Below are 16,738 nucleotides of genomic sequence, written 5' to 3' on the forward strand. Positions count from 1 at the left end.
CTGCTAGACGCTTGCCATCGCCTCCCGCCTATGAGCCCGCCGTGATCCCCTGGAAGCACCTCGAGACTGCGACGATCCCCCACGGCGGCGGCGAGTTGCGCCTCAAGCAGCGCGGTAGCGAATTCTCGATCATGCTCGGCAGCAACGAATTGATGAACAGCAGGCTGAGCGGCTCGGAAGAAGCGCTGGCAACGCTGGCCGCCGAGCGCCTGGCGGCGCGCAGGCACCCTCGCATCCTGATCGGTGGCCTCGGCATGGGCTTCACTTTGCGCGCCGCGCTGGCAAGTTTCCCGGACGATGCCGAGATCGTGGTCGCCGAACTGGTGCCAGCCGTCGTGACCTGGGCCCGGGGACCGATGGCCGAGATCTTCGCGGGCAGCCTCGATGATCGACGCGTCAGCATCGAGCTCGGCGATGTCAACGGCGTGATCCGCGCCGGGCACCGCTTCGATGCGATCCTGCTCGACGTCGATAACGGCCCCGAAGGGCTGACCCATGCCGGCAATGACCGCCTCTACAGCCTGGAAGGCCTCGCGGCTGCCCGGGGAGCGCTGACGGCGGGCGGCCTGCTGGCAGTATGGTCGCAAGGCCCCTCTTCGGCCTTCGACAGGCGGCTACGCCAGGCAGGCTTTGCGGTGGACGAGGTCCGCGTCCGGGCCAACAAGGGGCGAAGCGGCGCCCGGCATGTGATCTGGTTTGCCAAGAAAAGCTGACTGCGATCCGGCCGACGGCCGGGTCCACTCCACGATCGCCGCTCTTGCCTCCTATGCCCTTGCAGCACGCCGCCCGGCTGCATAACTCTAGAAGATCTTTCTTGCCCGCTTCCCGGGTATTGCGCATCCTGCCTCGCCGCGGACGCTCTTCACCAAGATGAATGCCATGACACTTCGTTCGATCATGCGCTCGGTCGTGGCCGTGCGTGCCAAGATTCCACAGGACGCCTTCACCGCAACCGCGCTCGGCACCGAGCGGGAGGGCAGCGGGGTGGTCATCCGCGATGACGGGCTGGTGCTCACCATCGGCTATCTCGTTACCGAAGCCGACGAGATCTGGCTGACCACCCAGGATGGGCGTGTGGTTCCCGCCCATGTCGTGGCCTATGACCAGGCGACGGGCTTCGGCCTGGTACAGGCGCTCGGCCGGCTCGGCCTGCCGGCGCTGGGGCTCGGCAGCTCCGGCAAGGCGGCTGTCGGGGACGAGGCGGTGTTCGTCGACGGTGCGGGGCGTCATGTCGACGCCCGTATCGTGGCCAAGCAGGAATTCGCCGGCTATTGGGAATATCTGCTCGACGAGGCGATCTTCATCGCGCCTGCCCACCCCGGCTGGGGAGGCGCGGCCCTGGTCGGCGAAGACGGCAGGCTTCTCGGCATCGGATCCCTGCTCCTGCAGATGGAACGCGGCGGCGAGGATTTCGACATCAACATGGTCGTGCCCATCGACCTCCTGCCCCCCATTCTCGACGATCTCCTGACACGGGGCCAGGTCGACCAGCCACCGCGCCCCTGGCTCGGTGCCTTCTCGGCCGAAAGCAACGGCAAGGTCGTGGTCGCCAGCGTGGCCAAGGGATCACCGGCCGCCAAGGCGGGGTTGAAGGCGGGCGACATCATCTCCGACATCCGCAACGAGGAAGTCCGGGGCCTCGCCGATTTCTATCGCAAGGTGTGGAGCGGCGGCCCGGCCGGCGTCGAGGTGCCGATGCGGGTCCTGCGCGATGGCCGGGAGAGCTGGCTGCGCGTCAAATCGGCCGATCGCAACGCCTTCCTGCGCAAGCCGCCTTTGCAGTGACGAGACAAAAGGTCGTCCCGGATCTGCATCGTCATTGCGAGCGCAGCGAAGCAACCCAGTGCTGGAAAACGTAGCGGCCACGGCTCCTGGATTGCTTCGCTGCGCTCGCAATGACACACGGGTCAAACATCGCCGCCGTTGGTATTATGCTTCATCCTGCTCGCCGCCCCGGATCCGCGCCGCATCACTACGTGCTGCAGCGCGTCCGGGATGACCATCAGCTCGCGGCCTCCAGCTTGTCCTGCGTCCTGGTCTCGAAATCGCTGGCGTCATGGCGCTCGCGCAATTGGCTCGACGGCTCGCCCGAGGTGCGGTTGACCATGCGCCCGCGCTGCACGGCCGGCCGCTGGAAGATCGCCTCGGCCCAGCGCTGGACATTCTTGTAGTCCTCGACCTGCAGGAACTCTGCCGCGCCATACTGCCAGCCCCTGGCAAGGCCGCCATACCAGGGCCAGACGGCCATGTCGGCAATGGTGTAGTCGCTGCCGGCCAGATACTCGACTTCGTCCAGGCGGCGGTCGAGCACGTCGAGCTGACGCTTCACCTCCATGGCGAAACGGTCGATGGCATATTCGATCTTGGTCGGCGCATAGGCGTAGAAATGGCCGAAGCCGCCGCCGAGATAGGGCGCGCTCCCCATCTGCCAGAACAGCCAGGACATGCATTCGGCGCGGGTGGCCGGGTCCTTCGGCAGGAACTCGCCGAACTTCTCGGCGAGATAGAACAGGATCGAGCCGGATTCGAACACCCGGATCGGTTCGGGGCCGCTGCGGTCGAGTAAGGCCGGAATCTTGGAGTTCGGATTGACGTCGACGAAGCCTGAGCCGAACTGGTCGCCCTTGCCGATCTCGATCAGCCAGGCATCATATTCGGCGCCCTTGTGGCCTTGAGCCAGCAATTCCTCCAGCATGATGGTGACCTTGACGCCGTTCGGCGTGCCCAGCGAATAGAGCTGGAGGGGATGGCGGCCGACCGGCAGCTCCTTGTCGTGGGTGGGGCCGGCGATCGGCCGGTTGATATTGGCGAACGCACCGCCATTCGCCTTGTTCCAGGTCCAGATCTTCGGGGGCGTGTAGTCGGACGAACCGGTCATTCTCGAACTCCAGGTCAGAGCCTATCAGTGAAAGGGCCAGCGAGTACAGGGGCTGCCTTCATGGCAGATAGGGTGAGGCGGAAGCTCATGCTAGGGCAAGACAGGTGGCACTGCCCCAGAAAATCCCGACCTCTCCTCCCCTCACCGCTTTATCCCGCGCGCAGAGCCTGCTATTCACGCCCGCATGACATATATGCTGCGCATAGCCCGAATTATCGTCCCGGCTTCCGCGTGCGGGCTCGGCTGAGCTCCGCGGAAGGTCCGGGTTTGCGCCGCTTTTCCCTTTCCTCCGTATCGACGGATCCCTGTTCATGACCGATGTTGCGTCCCCCTCCAGCGAGACCGCCGAGAGCTCGAAGGCGAGCTCTGGGGCTTACGACTATTCCAAGACCCTGTTCCTGCCGCAGACGGCCTTCCCCATGCGCGGCGGCCTGCCGCAGAAGGAGCCGGAGATCCTGACCCGCTGGCAGGCCCAGAATCTGCGCCAGCGCCTGCGCGACATCTCGGCCGGCCGGCCGAAATTCGTGCTGCATGACGGCCCGCCCTATGCCAATGGCAACATCCATATCGGCCACGCGCTCAACAAGATCCTGAAGGACCTGGTGACGCGCTCGCAGCAGATGCTCGGTTTCGATTCCAACTATGTCCCGGGCTGGGACTGCCACGGCCTGCCGATCGAATGGAAGATCGAGGAGCAGTACCGCGCCAAGGGCAAGAACAAGGACGAGGTGCCGCTGGTCGAGTTCCGCCGCGAATGCCGGGCCTTCGCCGAGCACTGGGTCGGCGTGCAGCGCGAGGAGTTCAAGCGCCTGGGCGTCGAAGGCGACTGGGAGCATCCCTATCTCACCATGGCCTATGCGGCCGAGGCGCAGATCGCCCGTGAGATCATGAAATTCGCCATGAGCGACCAGCTCTATCGCGGCTCCAAGCCGGTGATGTGGTCGGTGGTGGAGAAGACCTCTCTGGCCGAGGCCGAGATCGAGTATGAGGACCATACCTCCGACATGATCTGGGCGAAGTTTCCGGTGCGCTCGGGTGCCACGCGCGACGAGTTGGCCAAGGCCGCCTTCGTGATCTGGACCACCACGCCCTGGACCATCCCGGGCAACCGCGCCATCGCTTATTCGAGCCGCGTCGCCTATGGGCTCTATCTCGTCACATCAGCGCCCGAGAACAACTGGGCCAAGGTGGGCGACAGCTTCATCCTGGCTGACAAGCTGGCCGAGGAGGTGTTCAAAACAGCCAAGGTGGAAGCCTATGAGCGCCTCGGCGGCGTCGAGGCCGGCGAGCTGGCGCGCCTCACCGCCGCCCATCCGCTGGCGGGCTTCGACCCCGGCTACGGCTTCGACGTGCCGCTGCTCGAGGGCGAGCATGTCACCGACGAAGCCGGCACCGGCTTCGTGCATACCGCCCCCAGCCATGGCCGCGAGGACTTCGACGTCTGGACGGCGCATCAGCGCGAACTGAACGCGCGCGGCATCAACACGCATATCCCCTATCCCGTCGATGGCGACAGCTTCTACACGGCCGACGCCCCCGGCTTTGCCGGCAAGCGCGTCATCACCGAGAAGGGCGACAAGGGCGATGCCAATGACGCCGTGATCAAGGCACTGGTCGCCGACGGCAAGCTGGTGGCCCGTGGCCGTATCAAGCACCAATACCCCCATTCCTGGCGCTCGAAGAAGCCGGTGATCTTCCGCAACACGCCGCAATGGTTCATCGCGATGGACAAGCCCATCGACGAGGTGGCTCCGGGCACCGTACCGGCGGCGACGCCGGCCCGTACGGAGGAGGGCGTCCTGCGCAACGATGTCGGGCCGACGCTCGGTGACGGCTCGTCGCTGCGCGAGCTCGCCCTCAACGCCATCCGGCAGACCCAATGGGTGCCGGCGGCCGGCGAGAACCGCATCACCGGCATGATCGCCAACCGCCCTGACTGGGTGGTGTCGCGCCAGCGCGCCTGGGGCGTGCCGATCGCCGTGTTCATGCGTGACAAGCCGGGTGGTGGCGTCGAGATCCTCAAGGACGAGGCCGTCAACCAGGCGATATCGGCAGCCTTCGAAACCGAAGGCGCCGACGCCTGGTACCAGGAGGGTGCCGCCGAGCGTTTCCTCGGCGCGCGCGCCGGTGAAGGCTGGGTCAAGGTCAACGATATCCTCGACGTCTGGTTCGACTCCGGCTCCACCCATGCCTTCACGCTGGAGGATCCCAAGCACTTCCCGGGCCTCGCCGGCATCAAGCGCAAGGTCGATGGCGGCGACGACACCGTGATGTATCTGGAAGGCTCCGACCAGCATCGCGGCTGGTTCCATTCCTCGCTCCTGGAAAGCTGCGGCACGCGCGGGCGGGCGCCCTATGACATCGTGGTCACCCACGGCTTCACGCTCGACGAGCAGGGCCGCAAGATGTCGAAGTCCATCGGCAACACCGTCGCCCCGCAGGACGTGATCAAGCGTTCCGGTGCCGATATCCTGCGCCTTTGGGTCGCCACCACCGATTATGCCGATGACCAGCGCATCGGGCCCGAGATCCTGAAGACGGTCGAGGACACCTATCGCAAGCTGCGCAACACCATCCGCTGGATGCTGGGCACGCTCGCCCATTTCGAGGCAGGCGACAGTGTCGCCGCCGGACAGATGCCGGAACTCGAACGGCTGATGCTGCATCGGCTGGCCGAGCTCGATGGCGAGGTGCGGGCCGCCTATGAAAGCTACGACTACAAGCGCGTGGTCGCCTTGCTGGCGACGTTCATGACGGCTGATCTCTCCGCCTTCTATTTCGACGTACGCAAGGACGCGCTCTATTGCGATCCGAAATCGTCCCTGCGCCGCCGGGCTGCGCTGAGCGTGGTCGACAGGCTCTTCACCTGCCTGACGACCTGGCTGGCGCCGGTGCTGTGCTTCACCATGGAAGAGGCCTGGACCTCCCGCTTCGGCGAGGAGAACTCGGTGCATCTGCAGCCCTTCGCGGCGGCCGATCCTGCCTGGCTCGACCCGGCGCTTGCGCAGAAGTGGGAGCTCGTGCGCGAGGCACGGCGCGTGGTCACCGGCGCACTGGAGCATGAGCGCGCGGCCAAGCGCATCGGCTCTTCGCTCGAGGCTGCACCAACCGTCCATGTCGCAGACGAAGCGACGCTGGCGGTCCTGCACAGCGTCGATTTCGAGGATGTCTGCATCGTCTCCGGCTTGACGCTACAGGCCGACGAAGGTCCGGCCGAGGCCTATCGCCTCGACGGCGTTGCCGGCATCGCCGTCGTTCCCGGCCGGGCCGATGGTGTCAAATGCGCGCGGTCCTGGCGCTATTTCGATCCGAAGACCGCCGACCCCGCCTTCCCGGACATCACCCCGCGCGACGCGGCGGCGATGCGCGAATGGCAGGCGGCGGGAGCCTGAGGGATGAAGTCAGTGTTTTTCGGGCGTTACACCTTCATCGGGGTGATGGTGGCGGTTCTCGCCATCATCATCGATCAGGGCTTCAAATATTGGGCGCTCCACATCTTCCAGATCGGTGAGCTGATCATGTATCAGGAGGCCGTCGACTGGACGCCGTTCCTGAAGTTCACCCTGGTCTGGAATCGGGGAGTATCGTTCGGCCTGTTCCAGCAGGAAAGCCAGATCGGCCTCATCCTGCTCGTCGCCTTTCGCCTCATTGCCACCGTGCTTCTTCTCGCCTGGCTTGCCCGTATCCACACGAAATCATCGGCGATCGGCATCGGCCTGATCATAGGCGGCGCCATCGGCAATGCCGTCGACGGGTTGCTGGCGATAGAGGGACCGCTGGCCCCCACTTGGCTGCAGCGGGAAGGCGTTGCCGACTTCTTCCTGCTCCATGCCGGCGATTTTTCCTGGTATGTCTTCAACCTGGCCGATGTCGCCATCGTTGCGGGCGTGGCCCTGCTGTTGTATGACATGGTGGTGAACAAAGAGCCACAGACGCACGGGTCTTCCTGACTTTTTCAGGTACTGGTTGCTCGTAGGAGCGGTGGTTTCTTGGTTTTGACGCATTTTCCGGGCAGTAGAGCGAAAGTCTCTCCCGGAATTTGCACCGAAATCTAGCAGTGATTGGGATACAGGATGCGGACAAAGATTTGGCTTGGCCTGGCTGCGGCGACGGCACTGGTTGCCCTGGCGCCGACGGGTGCGGCGAATGCGCAGTCCCTCGGTCAGAACTTCTTCCAGAAGATGCTCGGCACCAGTGACGATGCGCCGGCGATCAATTATTCCGACCGTGCACCGCTGGCCAAGCCGGGCAAGCTAGACTTGCCGCCGCCCGGCACGGCTGCGACTTCGGACAATGACCCGAACTGGCCGGTGGATCCCGACTACAAGAAGCGCAAGGCCGCCGGCGTGATGCCGCGCAGCAAGGCCGAGCACGGCGATGGCCGGCTCTCGCCTGACGAGATGGCGGCAGGCCGCGTGCCGGGTGCCGGTCGGGTCGACGCGCCGGAGCCGTTTGACGCGGCCAAGGCCAGTTCGGTTCCGCTCAAGCCCAGCGAGCTGCAGAAGCGCCTCAACCTCGGCGAGGACAACACGCCACTCGCCGCCGGCGTCGAACCGCCACGCCGTTCCTTGACTGAGCCGCCTGTTGGCTACCGCAAGCCGCTCGCCTCGGCCCCGCTTGCCGGCAACGAGCCCCTGCCTTCCGAGGGCAACAAGAGTGAATCCTGGTTCGACCGAGTCTTCAAGACCCCGCGGGTGAAGTAAGAAAAGCGGTCGAACAAGCGAAATGCCAAAGGGCCGGTTCCAAGACCGGCCCTTTCGTTTGTGCATTCCCGTTTCGGGTTTACCGTCGCCCGAACAGGGCCTCGATGTCGCCGAGCTTCAGCGTCACATAGGTCGGCCGGCCGTGGTTGCACTGGCCTGAATTGGGAGTGACTTCCATCTCGCGCAGGAGCGCATCCATCTCCGCCGGCAACAGGCGCCGCCCGGCCCGTACGGAGCCGTGGCAAGCCATGGTGGCAGCGACATGGTCGAGGCGCCGCTCCAGCACGATCTCCGAACCCCATTCGGCAAAGCCGTCGGCGAGGTCGCGGATCAGCGCGGCCGGATCGGTGCTGCCGAGCGCAGCCGGGGTGGCGCGTACCAGAAGGGCACCCGGCCCGAACGGCTCAACGACCAGGCCGAGAGCCGCCAGATCCTCGCTCGCCGCAGTCAGGCGCTCGACATCGGCAGGATCGAGGTCGACGACTTCCGGAATCAGCAGCAATTGCGACTTGGCACCGGCGGCCGCGCGCTCGCGCTTCAGGCGCTCATAGACCAGGCGTTCATGGGCGGCGTGCTGGTCGACGATGACGACGCCCTCCCGAGTCTGGGCCACGATATAGGTCTCGTGCAGCTGCGCGCGGGCTGCGCCGAGCGGCCGGTCGAGACTGTCGGGCGCGGGAGACACTGCCGTGGCGCGCGCATCCGCGGAAGGCATCACCAGCGCGTCGAATCCGGCCTGGGCGGGCGCCGCGAAACCGCTTCCTGCAGCCAAGCCACCATTGCCCATGCCACCGCCAGCCAGGCCGCCGTCTCCCATACCCGCAAGATGAGGCGCCGCGGGCGACGCCCGCCAATCCCAGTCGAGATCGGCAGGGCGGTTGAGGCTGCGGGCGAGCAGGCCGAGGGCGACATCGGCATTGCCGCTTGAGCTACGGCCTGACTCCCGCTCCAGCGCGGAGCGGATCGCCGAGACGATCAGGCCGCGAACCAAGCCGCCATCACGGAAGCGGACCTCCGCCTTGGCCGGATGGACATTCACGTCGACATTCTGCGAGGCGATGTCGAGGAAGAGGGCCAGAACCGGAAAGCGGTCCTTGGGCAGATGATCGGCATAGGCACCGCGCACGGCACCCAGCAACAGCTTGTCGCGCACCGGCCGCCCGTTGACGAACAGATATTGGTGCTGCCCGGTGCCGCGATTGAAGGTCGGCAGACCGATATGGCCATGCAGGCGGACATCCCCGCGCGTCACGTCGATGGCAATCGCATTGTCGATGAAGTCGGCACCCAGCAAGGTGCCGAGGCGCGTCTCCTCGTCACCGGCCGGCCAGGTCGAGGGAGAATGGTCTTCGCCGGCCAAAGTGAAGGCGATGGCGGGGTTGGCCATCGCGAGACGCTTGACGACATCGCCGATCGCGGCCGCTTCGGTACGCTGAGTCTTGAGGAATTTCAGGCGGGCCGGAGTGGCATAGAAAAGGTCGCGCACCTCGATGCGCGTGCCCTCCCCGATCGCTGCCGGGCGGATTGCCTGGTGCTCGCCGGCTTCAATGGCGATCACGGCCCCTGTGGACGAGCCACGCTCGCGCGTGGTGATGCTGAGGCGCGACACCGAGGCGATGGATGGCAAGGCTTCTCCGCGAAAACCCAGCGTGTCGATGGCGAGCAGGTCTTCGGTCGGCAGCTTGGACGTCGCGTGGCGCTGCACGGCCAAAGCCAGGTCCTCGGGCGACATGCCTGAACCGTCGTCGACGATGCGGATCAGGCGCTGCCCGCCGCCCTCGGTGACGATCTCGATGCGGCGGGCGCCGGCGTCGATGGCGTTCTCCACCAATTCCTTTACGGCACTCGCCGGCCGCTCCACCACCTCGCCGGCGGCGATGCGGTCGATCAGGATCTGGGGGAGAGCACGGATGGCCATAGGGCGAATCGTCCATCAGCGCCTGCTTTCCACCAGAGAAAAATCAGGCGCAAAATCAAGGGCTTGATGCATTCGCCCTTCCGAGTGGAGAACGAATGCGTCACGTGCCGGAAACAATACACCATGGGGCCGGCCATCGGAACGGCCGGCAGGCAAGCCTCAAGCTCCAAGGCGTTTTGCGATTTGGCGAAAGCACTGCAAATCGCAGAGATACTCTAGCCGATCCGTTGGACCGGCTGGAAGCAAAGAGCGCGAGCAAGGAAGCGTCCGGTCATGAACGCCTGTTTGCCCTATTGCACATCGACATTGACGATGACGTCGAGCACCTTGCCATCGGGGAAAGCCTTGCGATAGGCAAATTGGTCCGGACCTCGATAACCGGGTGCGGAAGTATAGAGCACCTGCCAGACCGGCACGCGCCGTGAATTGCAGGCGGCGCTGGAATTGCCGGCCTCATAAGGAGAAAAGTCGCGGGTCCTACGGATATTCACCCGGCCATAGCCCGCCTGCTTGGTGACGCTAGCCGCGACGCCCGGCACTTCCCGGCAGGCTGGGGTAATATAAGAAAACTGATCGATCTTGCTGACGAGCCCGGATTGCACCGCGACGGCAGCGCCGCTGGCGCCAGGCCCGCGCGAGGTGCCTAGACCGGTGCTCACGCAGCCTGCCGCCATGAGACCAACAAGGACGACAGCCGAAACACTCCAAAGCTTCATGACATCCTCCCGCTTGAGCGACCCCCGCCGCTTCTCGACGAGCGACAGGGTGATGCAGTCGGCCCCTTCGTGCAATAGTCAGTGTGACGTAAGCAGAACGATTTAACCTTGTCCGGCGAGAAGAAAACGTTCGATCGAGCTCGATCTTCTCGTCGTTTCTTGCCGTTCTTCGCCATGTTCTTTGTGGTGCAATGCCTTTACCCGGTCATCGCCGGGATGACGCGGGTCGGCATCAGGAGTTCTCCTGCGATCCTAGGACAGCCCTTCCGGGCGCCCGACGGCCACGACGAAGGGTTTGCCACCTCCAAACATCCGCCGGGCCACGCGCTTGGTGTCGTCCAGCGTCACCGCTTCGACCAGGCCGTTGCGGCGATCGATGAAATCGATGCCAAGCCGTTCGATCTGGATCATGGTCAGCTGGTTGGCGATCTTTGTCGATGAGTCGAAGCGCAGCGCATAGGAGCCGGTAAGGTATTTCTTGGCGCTTTCCAATTCAGCAGCGCCGGGCCCGTTGCTGGCGAGCTCGGCCATCTCCGCCTCGATGATGGCAAGACTTTCAGCCGCCCTGTCGTTTCGTGTGGCAACGCCACCGCCGACAAAGGCGGCGCGGGCCAATGCGCCGAGCTGGGTGGAGACCGAATAGGCTAAGCCCCTCTCCTCGCGCACCTTCTGGAACAGGCGCGAGGAGAAGCTGCCGCCGCCATAGATGTGGTTGAGCAGGAAGGCGGCCATGAAGTCGGGATCGTCGCGCTTCACGCCGGGGGTGGCGAATTGCAGTACGGTCTGCGGCACGTCGAGATCGATCACCTTGCGAGTGCCCAGGCCCGCGAGTTGGGCCTCCGGCACCGGCTGCAGCAGGGCCGTGGTCGGCAGCGAGCCGAACACCTTGTCCAGCATCTCCTCGGCATCGTGGGCATCGATGGCGCCGACGATGGACACCGTCAGCCCGTCCTTGGCGAGCAGGCGGCGGTGCTGGGCCGCGATTTCGTCCCGGTTGACGGCACCGATGCTCTCCAGCGTGCCGCGGGTCGGACGGCCATAGGGGTGGTCGGGGAAAAGCCCGGCGAAAAAAGCCAGCGATGCCATGGCGTTGGGATCGCTGGCCTCACGGCGCAAGCTGGCCAGCAGGCTCTGGCGCACGCGTTCCACCGCGGCTTCCTCGAAACGCGGCTCACTGACGGCATAGTGGAGAAGATCGAAGGCGAAAGCCTTGCGATCAGCCAGCGTGCGCAACGAGCCATTGATCTGGTCGCGAGCGGCATGGAAGGAAAGCTCGACGGCATTCTCCTCCATCAGGCGCTGGAAGGCCTCGTCGTCATGCGGACCGGCCCCTTCGTCGAACAGCGCCGACATGATGTGGGCAAGGCCTGGCCTATCGGGCGGATCCTGCGCCGCTCCGCCCTTGAAGGCGAAGTCGATGGCGATGACAGGTACGGCATAGTCCTCGACCAGCCAGGCTTCGATGCCAAGAGGCGAGACGATCTTCTGGATCATGAAAACACTCGTTCACAAAAACCGATCGTCACAACCGGCAAGGCCGGCGATGACGGCAGGAGACTGATACGCCGCTGCAAGACTCCCGACAGGAAAAGCGCGGCGCAGCAATCCAGACAATCATAGACGGCGCTGCCGGTCTGCCTGGCTGCATCCATCATGACGTGCGAAACGTATCAAGCCTGCCCTTCGAGCAGGCCGACCACCGACTTGCCCTCCAGCAGAACGGCCCGGCCCATTTCCGGCAGTCTTCCGGACGGCACGGCGGCGATGCGCTGCGGCCAGAGCTGCAGGTCCTCCACCTTGCCGCCGACCGACAGGGTGGCGCCGTAATAGCGCGCCAGGGTCGACTGGTTGTCCTGGGCATAGATCGCGTCGGCGACGAGGCGCGTCTTGGCGCGTTCCAATTCCGCCTCGCTCACGCCCTCTGCAACGATGCGCCCGATCTCCTCGTCGACGGCTGCCTCCAGCGCCTCGAAGCTGACGCCGGGCATCGGGATGGCCCAGACGCCGAAACGCGTCTCGTCCACGGCGGAACCGCCATAAAAAGCGCCGGCGGCCGAAGCCAGTTTCTTGTCGACCACCAGGGCACGATAAAGCCGCGAAGTCTGCCCGCCGCCAAGGATCTGCGACAGGAGGTCGAGCGCCTCGCCCTCGCCATTGCGGGCCTGGATATAGGAAGGCGCACGCCAATGGCGCTGATAGATCGGCTGCTCCACCCGCTTGTCGGCCAGCCGGACGCGGCGGTCGGCGCGCTGCCTGGGCTCCTGCGGCCGCAGACGCGGCGGCGGGTCGGCACGCCTGGCCACGGGGCCGTAATGGGTTTCGGCCAGTTCGCGCACCTCGTCGGCCGTGATGTCACCAGCCACGATCAAGCTGGCATTGTTCGGCGTGTAGAAACGGCTGTGGAAATCGATGGCGTCCTGCCGGCTGAGGCCTTCGATCTCGTTCTCCCAGCCGATGATCGGCGTGCCATAGGGATGGTGGGTGAACAGGGTCGAGGCGATCTCTTCGGCAAGCTGCGAATTGGGATCGTTGTCGACCCGCATCTTGCGTTCCTCGAGCACGACGTTGCGCTCGGGGTCGACGACCTCGTCGGTAAGGGCGAGCCCGGTCATGCGATCGGCCTCGAAGGCCATCATGGTGCCGAGATGCTCCTTGGCCACCCGCTGGAAATAGGCGGTGTAGTCATAGGAGGTGAAGGCGTTCTCCTGGCCACCCAGCTCCGCAACCTGTTTGGAAAAGCCGCCCGGGTTCTTCTCCGTGCCCTTGAACATCAGATGCTCGAGGAAATGCGCGATGCCCGACTTGCCCTTCGGCTCGTCCGCCCCGCCCACCTTGTACCAGACCATGTGGGTGACCACCGGCGCACGGCGGTCGGGAATGACCACCACATGCAAGCCGTTGGGAAGCGTGAAATCCGTGATCGCCGGGCCCTGGGCATGGGAAGCACCGCCGAGACCGGGGATAAGCGCAAGCGTCATGAAAGGTCCGATCGGGAGGGAAAGCGAAAGATCCACCCAATATGGGTAGGAAACGCGGGAAGTGAAGTATCCCTTACCCCCTGGAGCATGAGCCTAGCAAGGCATAGGTCCGAAGAAAACAATCCCTACCGGCTCCCTTCCTCCTTCCGGTCGACCAATTCCTTCAAGCCTCGGTCGATCTCGCGCCAGTCCCGATCGCTCAAGGCTCCTTCCAAGGCATAAAGGGCGTTCAGGCTGATGCCGCGCCCGAACCGGAACTTCAGGCGCCGATAGGCGGCGACGGCTCCCGGCCGCCGGAGATCCTCCGGACTGCAGATGTCGACTTCGACCAGCATGCGCTCGGTGACCGGGCCAAGATTGCGCATGTCCCGGATGCGCCTGCTCACGCGACCATCTCGATGCCAACCGGTACACCGCTGCGCAGGGAATTGGCCACCATGCAGATCGTTTTCGCGCGCTCGATCACCGGCTGCGGGTCTGACCCGTCCGACATGCGGCAGCGCACCTTGAGCTTTGCAGCAGTCGCCAACAGCGGCTTGCCCTCGAGCTCCAGCGCGACGCTGACTGCGATGGTATCGACGGCGGCACCCATTTCTTCCGCAGCGTAGCGCAGGTCGTTGCAAAAGCAGCCGCCAAGCGACAGAGCGAGCAGCTGGGCGCCATTGAAGCCGAGCCCCATGCCGCCGGCGTTGCCCTCGGGGCGGTCCACCACGATGGTATGTCCGCCGGCCCAGCCCATGGCTGCCTGCGTCTCACCGACATTGCGCAGTTCGACCGTTACCGTCGCCATGCCTGCCCCCGTTTTGGATACGACCGACCATGACAGCAAGGCGGCAAAGGCGAAAGCGATGCCAAGCGGAGGCTGAAGCCGTCGCCCGATCAATGCGCCCCGGCGTCGGACATCAGGGCTCGTAATGGAGGAAGCTGAGCCTGGTGCCCGCATAGTCGCGCTGATCGGCCAGAGCGAAGGAGGGCGGCGCTTCGAGGGGGGCGTCCGTCGCCTCCTCGACCACGCAGAGCGCTCCCTTGGTCAGCCAGCCGCCATCGGCAAGGCTGACGAGTGCCTGTGATGCCAGCCCCTTGCCATAGGGAGGGTCGAGAAAAGCCAGCGAGAAGGGCTCGCCCGGCCCGATCATGCCCAGCTTGGTCGCATCCCGGCGGAACAGGCGGGTGCGTCCGCCCAGGGACATCGCCTCGACATTGGAGCGGATCAGCCCACGCGCCTCCGCGCCCTCGTCGACGAAGGTGGCAAAGCGGGCTCCGCGCGACAGGGCCTCGAAACCGAGCGCGCCCGTGCCGGCGAACAGATCGATCACGCGTGCGTCGCGCACGGGATCGTCATAGCCATGCGCGAGGATGTTGAACAAGGTCTCACGCAAGCGGTCCGAAGTCGGCCGGATCGCCTCCGACTTCGGTGTAGCCAGTTGCTTGCCGCGAAATTGCCCGCCGATGATGCGCATCGGTCAGCCGTCAACGCCCCCGGCGCGGCGCACCGCCCGGCTTGCCGCCTGGGCGTGGACGCGAGGGACGTTCACCGCCATCATTGCGATCGCGGAAGGAAGGACGGGGCTTGAACGGGCGGTCGCCGCCCTCTCCATCGCGCGGGCGGAACGGCTTGCGCGGACGATCACCCCCTTCGTCGCGGTCGCGGAAGGAGGGACGGGGCTTGAACGGGCGGTCGCCGCCCTCCTCGCCACGCGGCCGGAACGGCTTGCGCGGACGCTCGTCCCCTTCGTCGCGGTCGCGGAAGGAGGGACGGGGCTTGAATGGGCGGTCGCCGCCCTCCTCGCCACGCGGCCGGAACGGCTTGCGCGGACGCTCGCCCCCTTCGTCGCGGTCGCGGAAGGAGGGACGCGGCTTGAATGGGCGGTCGCCGCCCTCCTCGCCACGCGGCCGGAACGGCTTGCGCGGGCGCTCGCCCCCTTCGTCGCGGTCGCGGAAAGAAGGACGCGGCTTGAACGGGCGGTCACCGCCCTCCTCGGCACGCGCACGGAAGGGCTTGCGCGGGCGCTCGCCCCCTTCGTCGCGGTCGCGGAAGGAAGGACGGGGCTTGAAGGGACGGTCGCCGCCCTCCTCGGCACGCGCACGGAAGGGCTTGCGCGGACGCTCGCCCCCTTCGTCACGATCCCGGAAAGGCGCGCGGGCCTTGAAGGGGCGGTCGCCGCCCTCCTCGTCGCGGGAACGGAAGGGCTTGCGCCGAGCCGGCTTTTCGTCGGCCACGTCAGCGACCCGCTGGACCAGCACACGCCGGCCATGGCGATCCTCGACCAGGCTGCCACGCATCACGCGTTCCTTGCCGTCTTCCTCCGACTTGACACGCAGTCCGCGCGCCGGGCCACCCTTTGCGGGCCTGGCCGCAGCTTTGACCGGCTTTTCGCCGGCGGCCTCGTGGATTGGCGCCTCGAACTCGCAGCCGGCCTCGGCAACCAGCTCGGGGCCGAGCTGGTCCATCAGAACCCGGGTCTTCACTTCCTCGACCGCGCCCTCGGCCAGGTCGCCGAGCTGGAACGGCCCGTAGGACACGCGGATCAGGCGGTTGACCTCCAGGCCGATGGAGCCCAGCACGTTCTTGACTTCGCGGTTCTTGCCTTCGCGCAAGCCGAGGGTCAGCCAGGAATTGGAACCCTGTTCCTTGTCGAGGCGCGCTTCGATGCGACCATAGTCGACGCCGTCGACCGTCAGCCCCTCGAACAATTTGTCGAGCTGGACCTGATCGGTCTCGCCGAAAGCCCGCACGCGATAACGTCGCAGCCAGCCGGTCTTGGGCAGTTCGAGCTGGCGCGCCAGACCGCCGTCATTGGTGAGCAGCAGCAGGCCCTCGGTGTTGATGTCGAGCCGGCCCACCGACATCACGCGCGGCAGCGACGGATCGAGGTTCTCGAACACGGTCGGGCGTCCTTCCGGATCCTTCTCCGTGGTCACCAGGCCACGGGGCTTGTGGTAGAGCCACAGCCGCGTACGCTCGCGCCGGGGCAGGAGCTTGCCATCGACGGTGATATTGTCGTCCATCTGGACATTGAGCGCCGCACTGGTCAGCACCTCGCCATTGACGGCGACCCGGCCTTCCTCGATCCAGGTCTCGGCATCGCGGCGCGATCCCAGCCCGGCCCGCGCGATCACCTTGGCCACACGCTCCCCGGCAAAGGCGCCGGTCTTGGCCTCGGCATCCGGCTTGGCCACCGCTTCCGCCTTGGCCTCGGCGCGACGCGGGGGGCGCTTGGGGCCGCGCTCCTCCTGGCGATCGTCGAAACGCGGCTCGAAGGCCTTGCGGCCGCCCTCGCGCGGCTCGAAAGAGCTGTCGAAACGGCGTGGTGCAAAGGAGCGCCCACCGTCCTCACCCTCGCGGCGAGGCTTGCGGCTGAAGGGACGCTCAGCGCCCTCCCCGCGTTCCGCATCACGGCGCGGCCGGAAACCGCCTTCGGTGCCCTCGTCGCGCGATCGAAACGGCCGGCGTGCTTCTCCACGTTCCTCGGCGCGGCGGGGCTTGAACGGGCGTTCCTCGCCACTGTCACGCTCGCGGAACGGTCGGCGAGTGGGACGAGCCT

The 16,738-nt window shown here is 65.8% G+C and carries 14 protein-coding genes; 5 read left to right on the top strand and 9 right to left on the bottom strand.

Annotated features, from left to right (window positions below; all coding sequences use genetic code 11):
- The first annotated feature begins 41 nt into the window (after positions 1-41).
- Together BA190_RS11330 and BA190_RS11335 are read left to right on the top strand one after the other, a co-directional pair.
- A complete protein-coding gene (locus tag BA190_RS11330) occupies positions 42-713 on the top strand; it encodes a spermidine synthase (RefSeq protein WP_068286480.1) in 672 nt (223 codons plus the stop codon).
- Positions 714-879: 166 nt separating this feature from the next.
- A complete protein-coding gene (locus tag BA190_RS11335) occupies positions 880-1,785 on the top strand; it encodes a S1C family serine protease (protein ID WP_068286375.1) in 906 nt (301 codons plus the stop codon).
- Between the two features lie 217 nt (positions 1,786-2,002).
- Here the strand turns inward: BA190_RS11335 and yghU are convergent, their stop codons facing one another.
- The gene (gene yghU / locus BA190_RS11340; protein ID WP_068286378.1) at positions 2,003-2,878 is read right to left on the bottom strand and encodes a glutathione-dependent disulfide-bond oxidoreductase; all 876 of its coding nucleotides are present in this window, start codon (positions 2,876-2,878) and stop codon (positions 2,003-2,005) included.
- Positions 2,879-3,189: 311 nt separating this feature from the next.
- Here yghU and ileS point away from each other — a divergent pair, with 311 nt between their 5' ends.
- The 3 genes from ileS (at position 3,190) to BA190_RS11355 (ending at position 7,581) form a co-directional block, all read left to right on the top strand.
- Positions 3,190-6,270: an isoleucine--tRNA ligase gene (gene ileS / locus BA190_RS11345; protein ID WP_068286383.1), complete on the top strand. Its 3,081-nt coding sequence runs from the start codon at positions 3,190-3,192 to the stop codon at positions 6,268-6,270.
- Positions 6,271-6,273: 3 nt separating this feature from the next.
- Positions 6,274-6,828, top strand: coding sequence for a signal peptidase II (gene lspA / locus BA190_RS11350; protein WP_068286387.1), 555 nt, complete (start codon positions 6,274-6,276; stop codon positions 6,826-6,828).
- Between the two features lie 123 nt (positions 6,829-6,951).
- On the top strand, positions 6,952-7,581 hold the full coding sequence (locus BA190_RS11355) for a hypothetical protein (protein WP_068286388.1): 630 nt from the start codon (positions 6,952-6,954) through the stop codon (positions 7,579-7,581).
- A gap of 79 nt (positions 7,582-7,660) precedes the next feature.
- Here BA190_RS11355 and mutL read toward each other — a convergent pair whose 3' ends face one another.
- The 8 genes from mutL to BA190_RS11395 form a co-directional block, all read right to left on the bottom strand.
- Positions 7,661-9,499, bottom strand: a complete 1,839-nt coding sequence (mutL, locus tag BA190_RS11360) for a DNA mismatch repair endonuclease MutL (RefSeq protein ID WP_068286390.1) — start codon at positions 9,497-9,499, stop codon at positions 7,661-7,663.
- A gap of 290 nt (positions 9,500-9,789) precedes the next feature.
- Positions 9,790-10,215: a hypothetical protein gene (locus BA190_RS11365; RefSeq protein ID WP_156771485.1), complete on the bottom strand. Its 426-nt coding sequence runs from the start codon at positions 10,213-10,215 to the stop codon at positions 9,790-9,792.
- 252 nt (positions 10,216-10,467) lie between these two features.
- Positions 10,468-11,709 (bottom strand): pitrilysin family protein, encoded by a 1,242-nt coding sequence (locus BA190_RS11370; RefSeq protein WP_068286397.1) that lies wholly within the window; start codon positions 11,707-11,709, stop codon positions 10,468-10,470.
- A gap of 176 nt (positions 11,710-11,885) precedes the next feature.
- Positions 11,886-13,193, bottom strand: coding sequence for a pitrilysin family protein (locus BA190_RS11375; RefSeq protein WP_082979659.1), 1,308 nt, complete (start codon positions 13,191-13,193; stop codon positions 11,886-11,888).
- 125 nt (positions 13,194-13,318) lie between these two features.
- Positions 13,319-13,579, bottom strand: a complete 261-nt coding sequence (locus BA190_RS11380; RefSeq protein WP_068286403.1) for a TfoX/Sxy family protein — start codon at positions 13,577-13,579, stop codon at positions 13,319-13,321.
- Positions 13,576-13,983 carry an OsmC family protein gene (locus BA190_RS11385; RefSeq protein ID WP_068286408.1) on the bottom strand — a complete coding sequence of 136 codons (408 nt, stop codon included), beginning with the start codon at positions 13,981-13,983 and terminating at the stop codon, positions 13,576-13,578. Before BA190_RS11385 ends, BA190_RS11380 begins: the two co-directional genes overlap by 4 nt.
- A 112-nt stretch (positions 13,984-14,095) precedes the next feature.
- A complete protein-coding gene (gene rsmD / locus BA190_RS11390; protein ID WP_068286410.1) occupies positions 14,096-14,653 on the bottom strand; it encodes a 16S rRNA (guanine(966)-N(2))-methyltransferase RsmD in 558 nt (185 codons plus the stop codon).
- Positions 14,654-14,663: 10 nt separating this feature from the next.
- The coding region (locus tag BA190_RS11395) for a pseudouridine synthase (protein WP_371260313.1) at positions 14,664-16,738 on the bottom strand (2,075 nt) is incomplete at its 5' end.

This window comes from Labrys sp. WJW (genome assembly GCF_001676615.1).
Classification (GTDB): domain Bacteria; phylum Pseudomonadota; class Alphaproteobacteria; order Rhizobiales; family Labraceae; genus Labrys; species Labrys sedimenti.

Coding starts and splice junctions, on each gene's coding strand:
- BA190_RS11365 (WP_156771485.1), bottom strand. CDS start 10,215: ATGAAGCTTTGGAGTGTTTCGGCTGTCGTCCTTGTTGGTCTCATGGCG.
- lspA (WP_068286387.1), top strand. CDS start 6,274: ATGAAGTCAGTGTTTTTCGGGCGTTACACCTTCATCGGGGTGATGGTG.
- BA190_RS11370 (WP_068286397.1), bottom strand. CDS start 11,709: ATGATCCAGAAGATCGTCTCGCCTCTTGGCATCGAAGCCTGGCTGGTC.
- yghU (WP_068286378.1), bottom strand. CDS start 2,878: ATGACCGGTTCGTCCGACTACACGCCCCCGAAGATCTGGACCTGGAAC.
- BA190_RS11375 (WP_082979659.1), bottom strand. CDS start 13,193: ATGACGCTTGCGCTTATCCCCGGTCTCGGCGGTGCTTCCCATGCCCAG.
- BA190_RS11335 (WP_068286375.1), top strand. CDS start 880: ATGACACTTCGTTCGATCATGCGCTCGGTCGTGGCCGTGCGTGCCAAG.
- BA190_RS11385 (WP_068286408.1), bottom strand. CDS start 13,983: ATGGCGACGGTAACGGTCGAACTGCGCAATGTCGGTGAGACGCAGGCA.
- mutL (WP_068286390.1), bottom strand. CDS start 9,499: ATGGCCATCCGTGCTCTCCCCCAGATCCTGATCGACCGCATCGCCGCC.
- BA190_RS11355 (WP_068286388.1), top strand. CDS start 6,952: ATGCGGACAAAGATTTGGCTTGGCCTGGCTGCGGCGACGGCACTGGTT.
- rsmD (WP_068286410.1), bottom strand. CDS start 14,653: ATGCGCATCATCGGCGGGCAATTTCGCGGCAAGCAACTGGCTACACCG.
- ileS (WP_068286383.1), top strand. CDS start 3,190: ATGACCGATGTTGCGTCCCCCTCCAGCGAGACCGCCGAGAGCTCGAAG.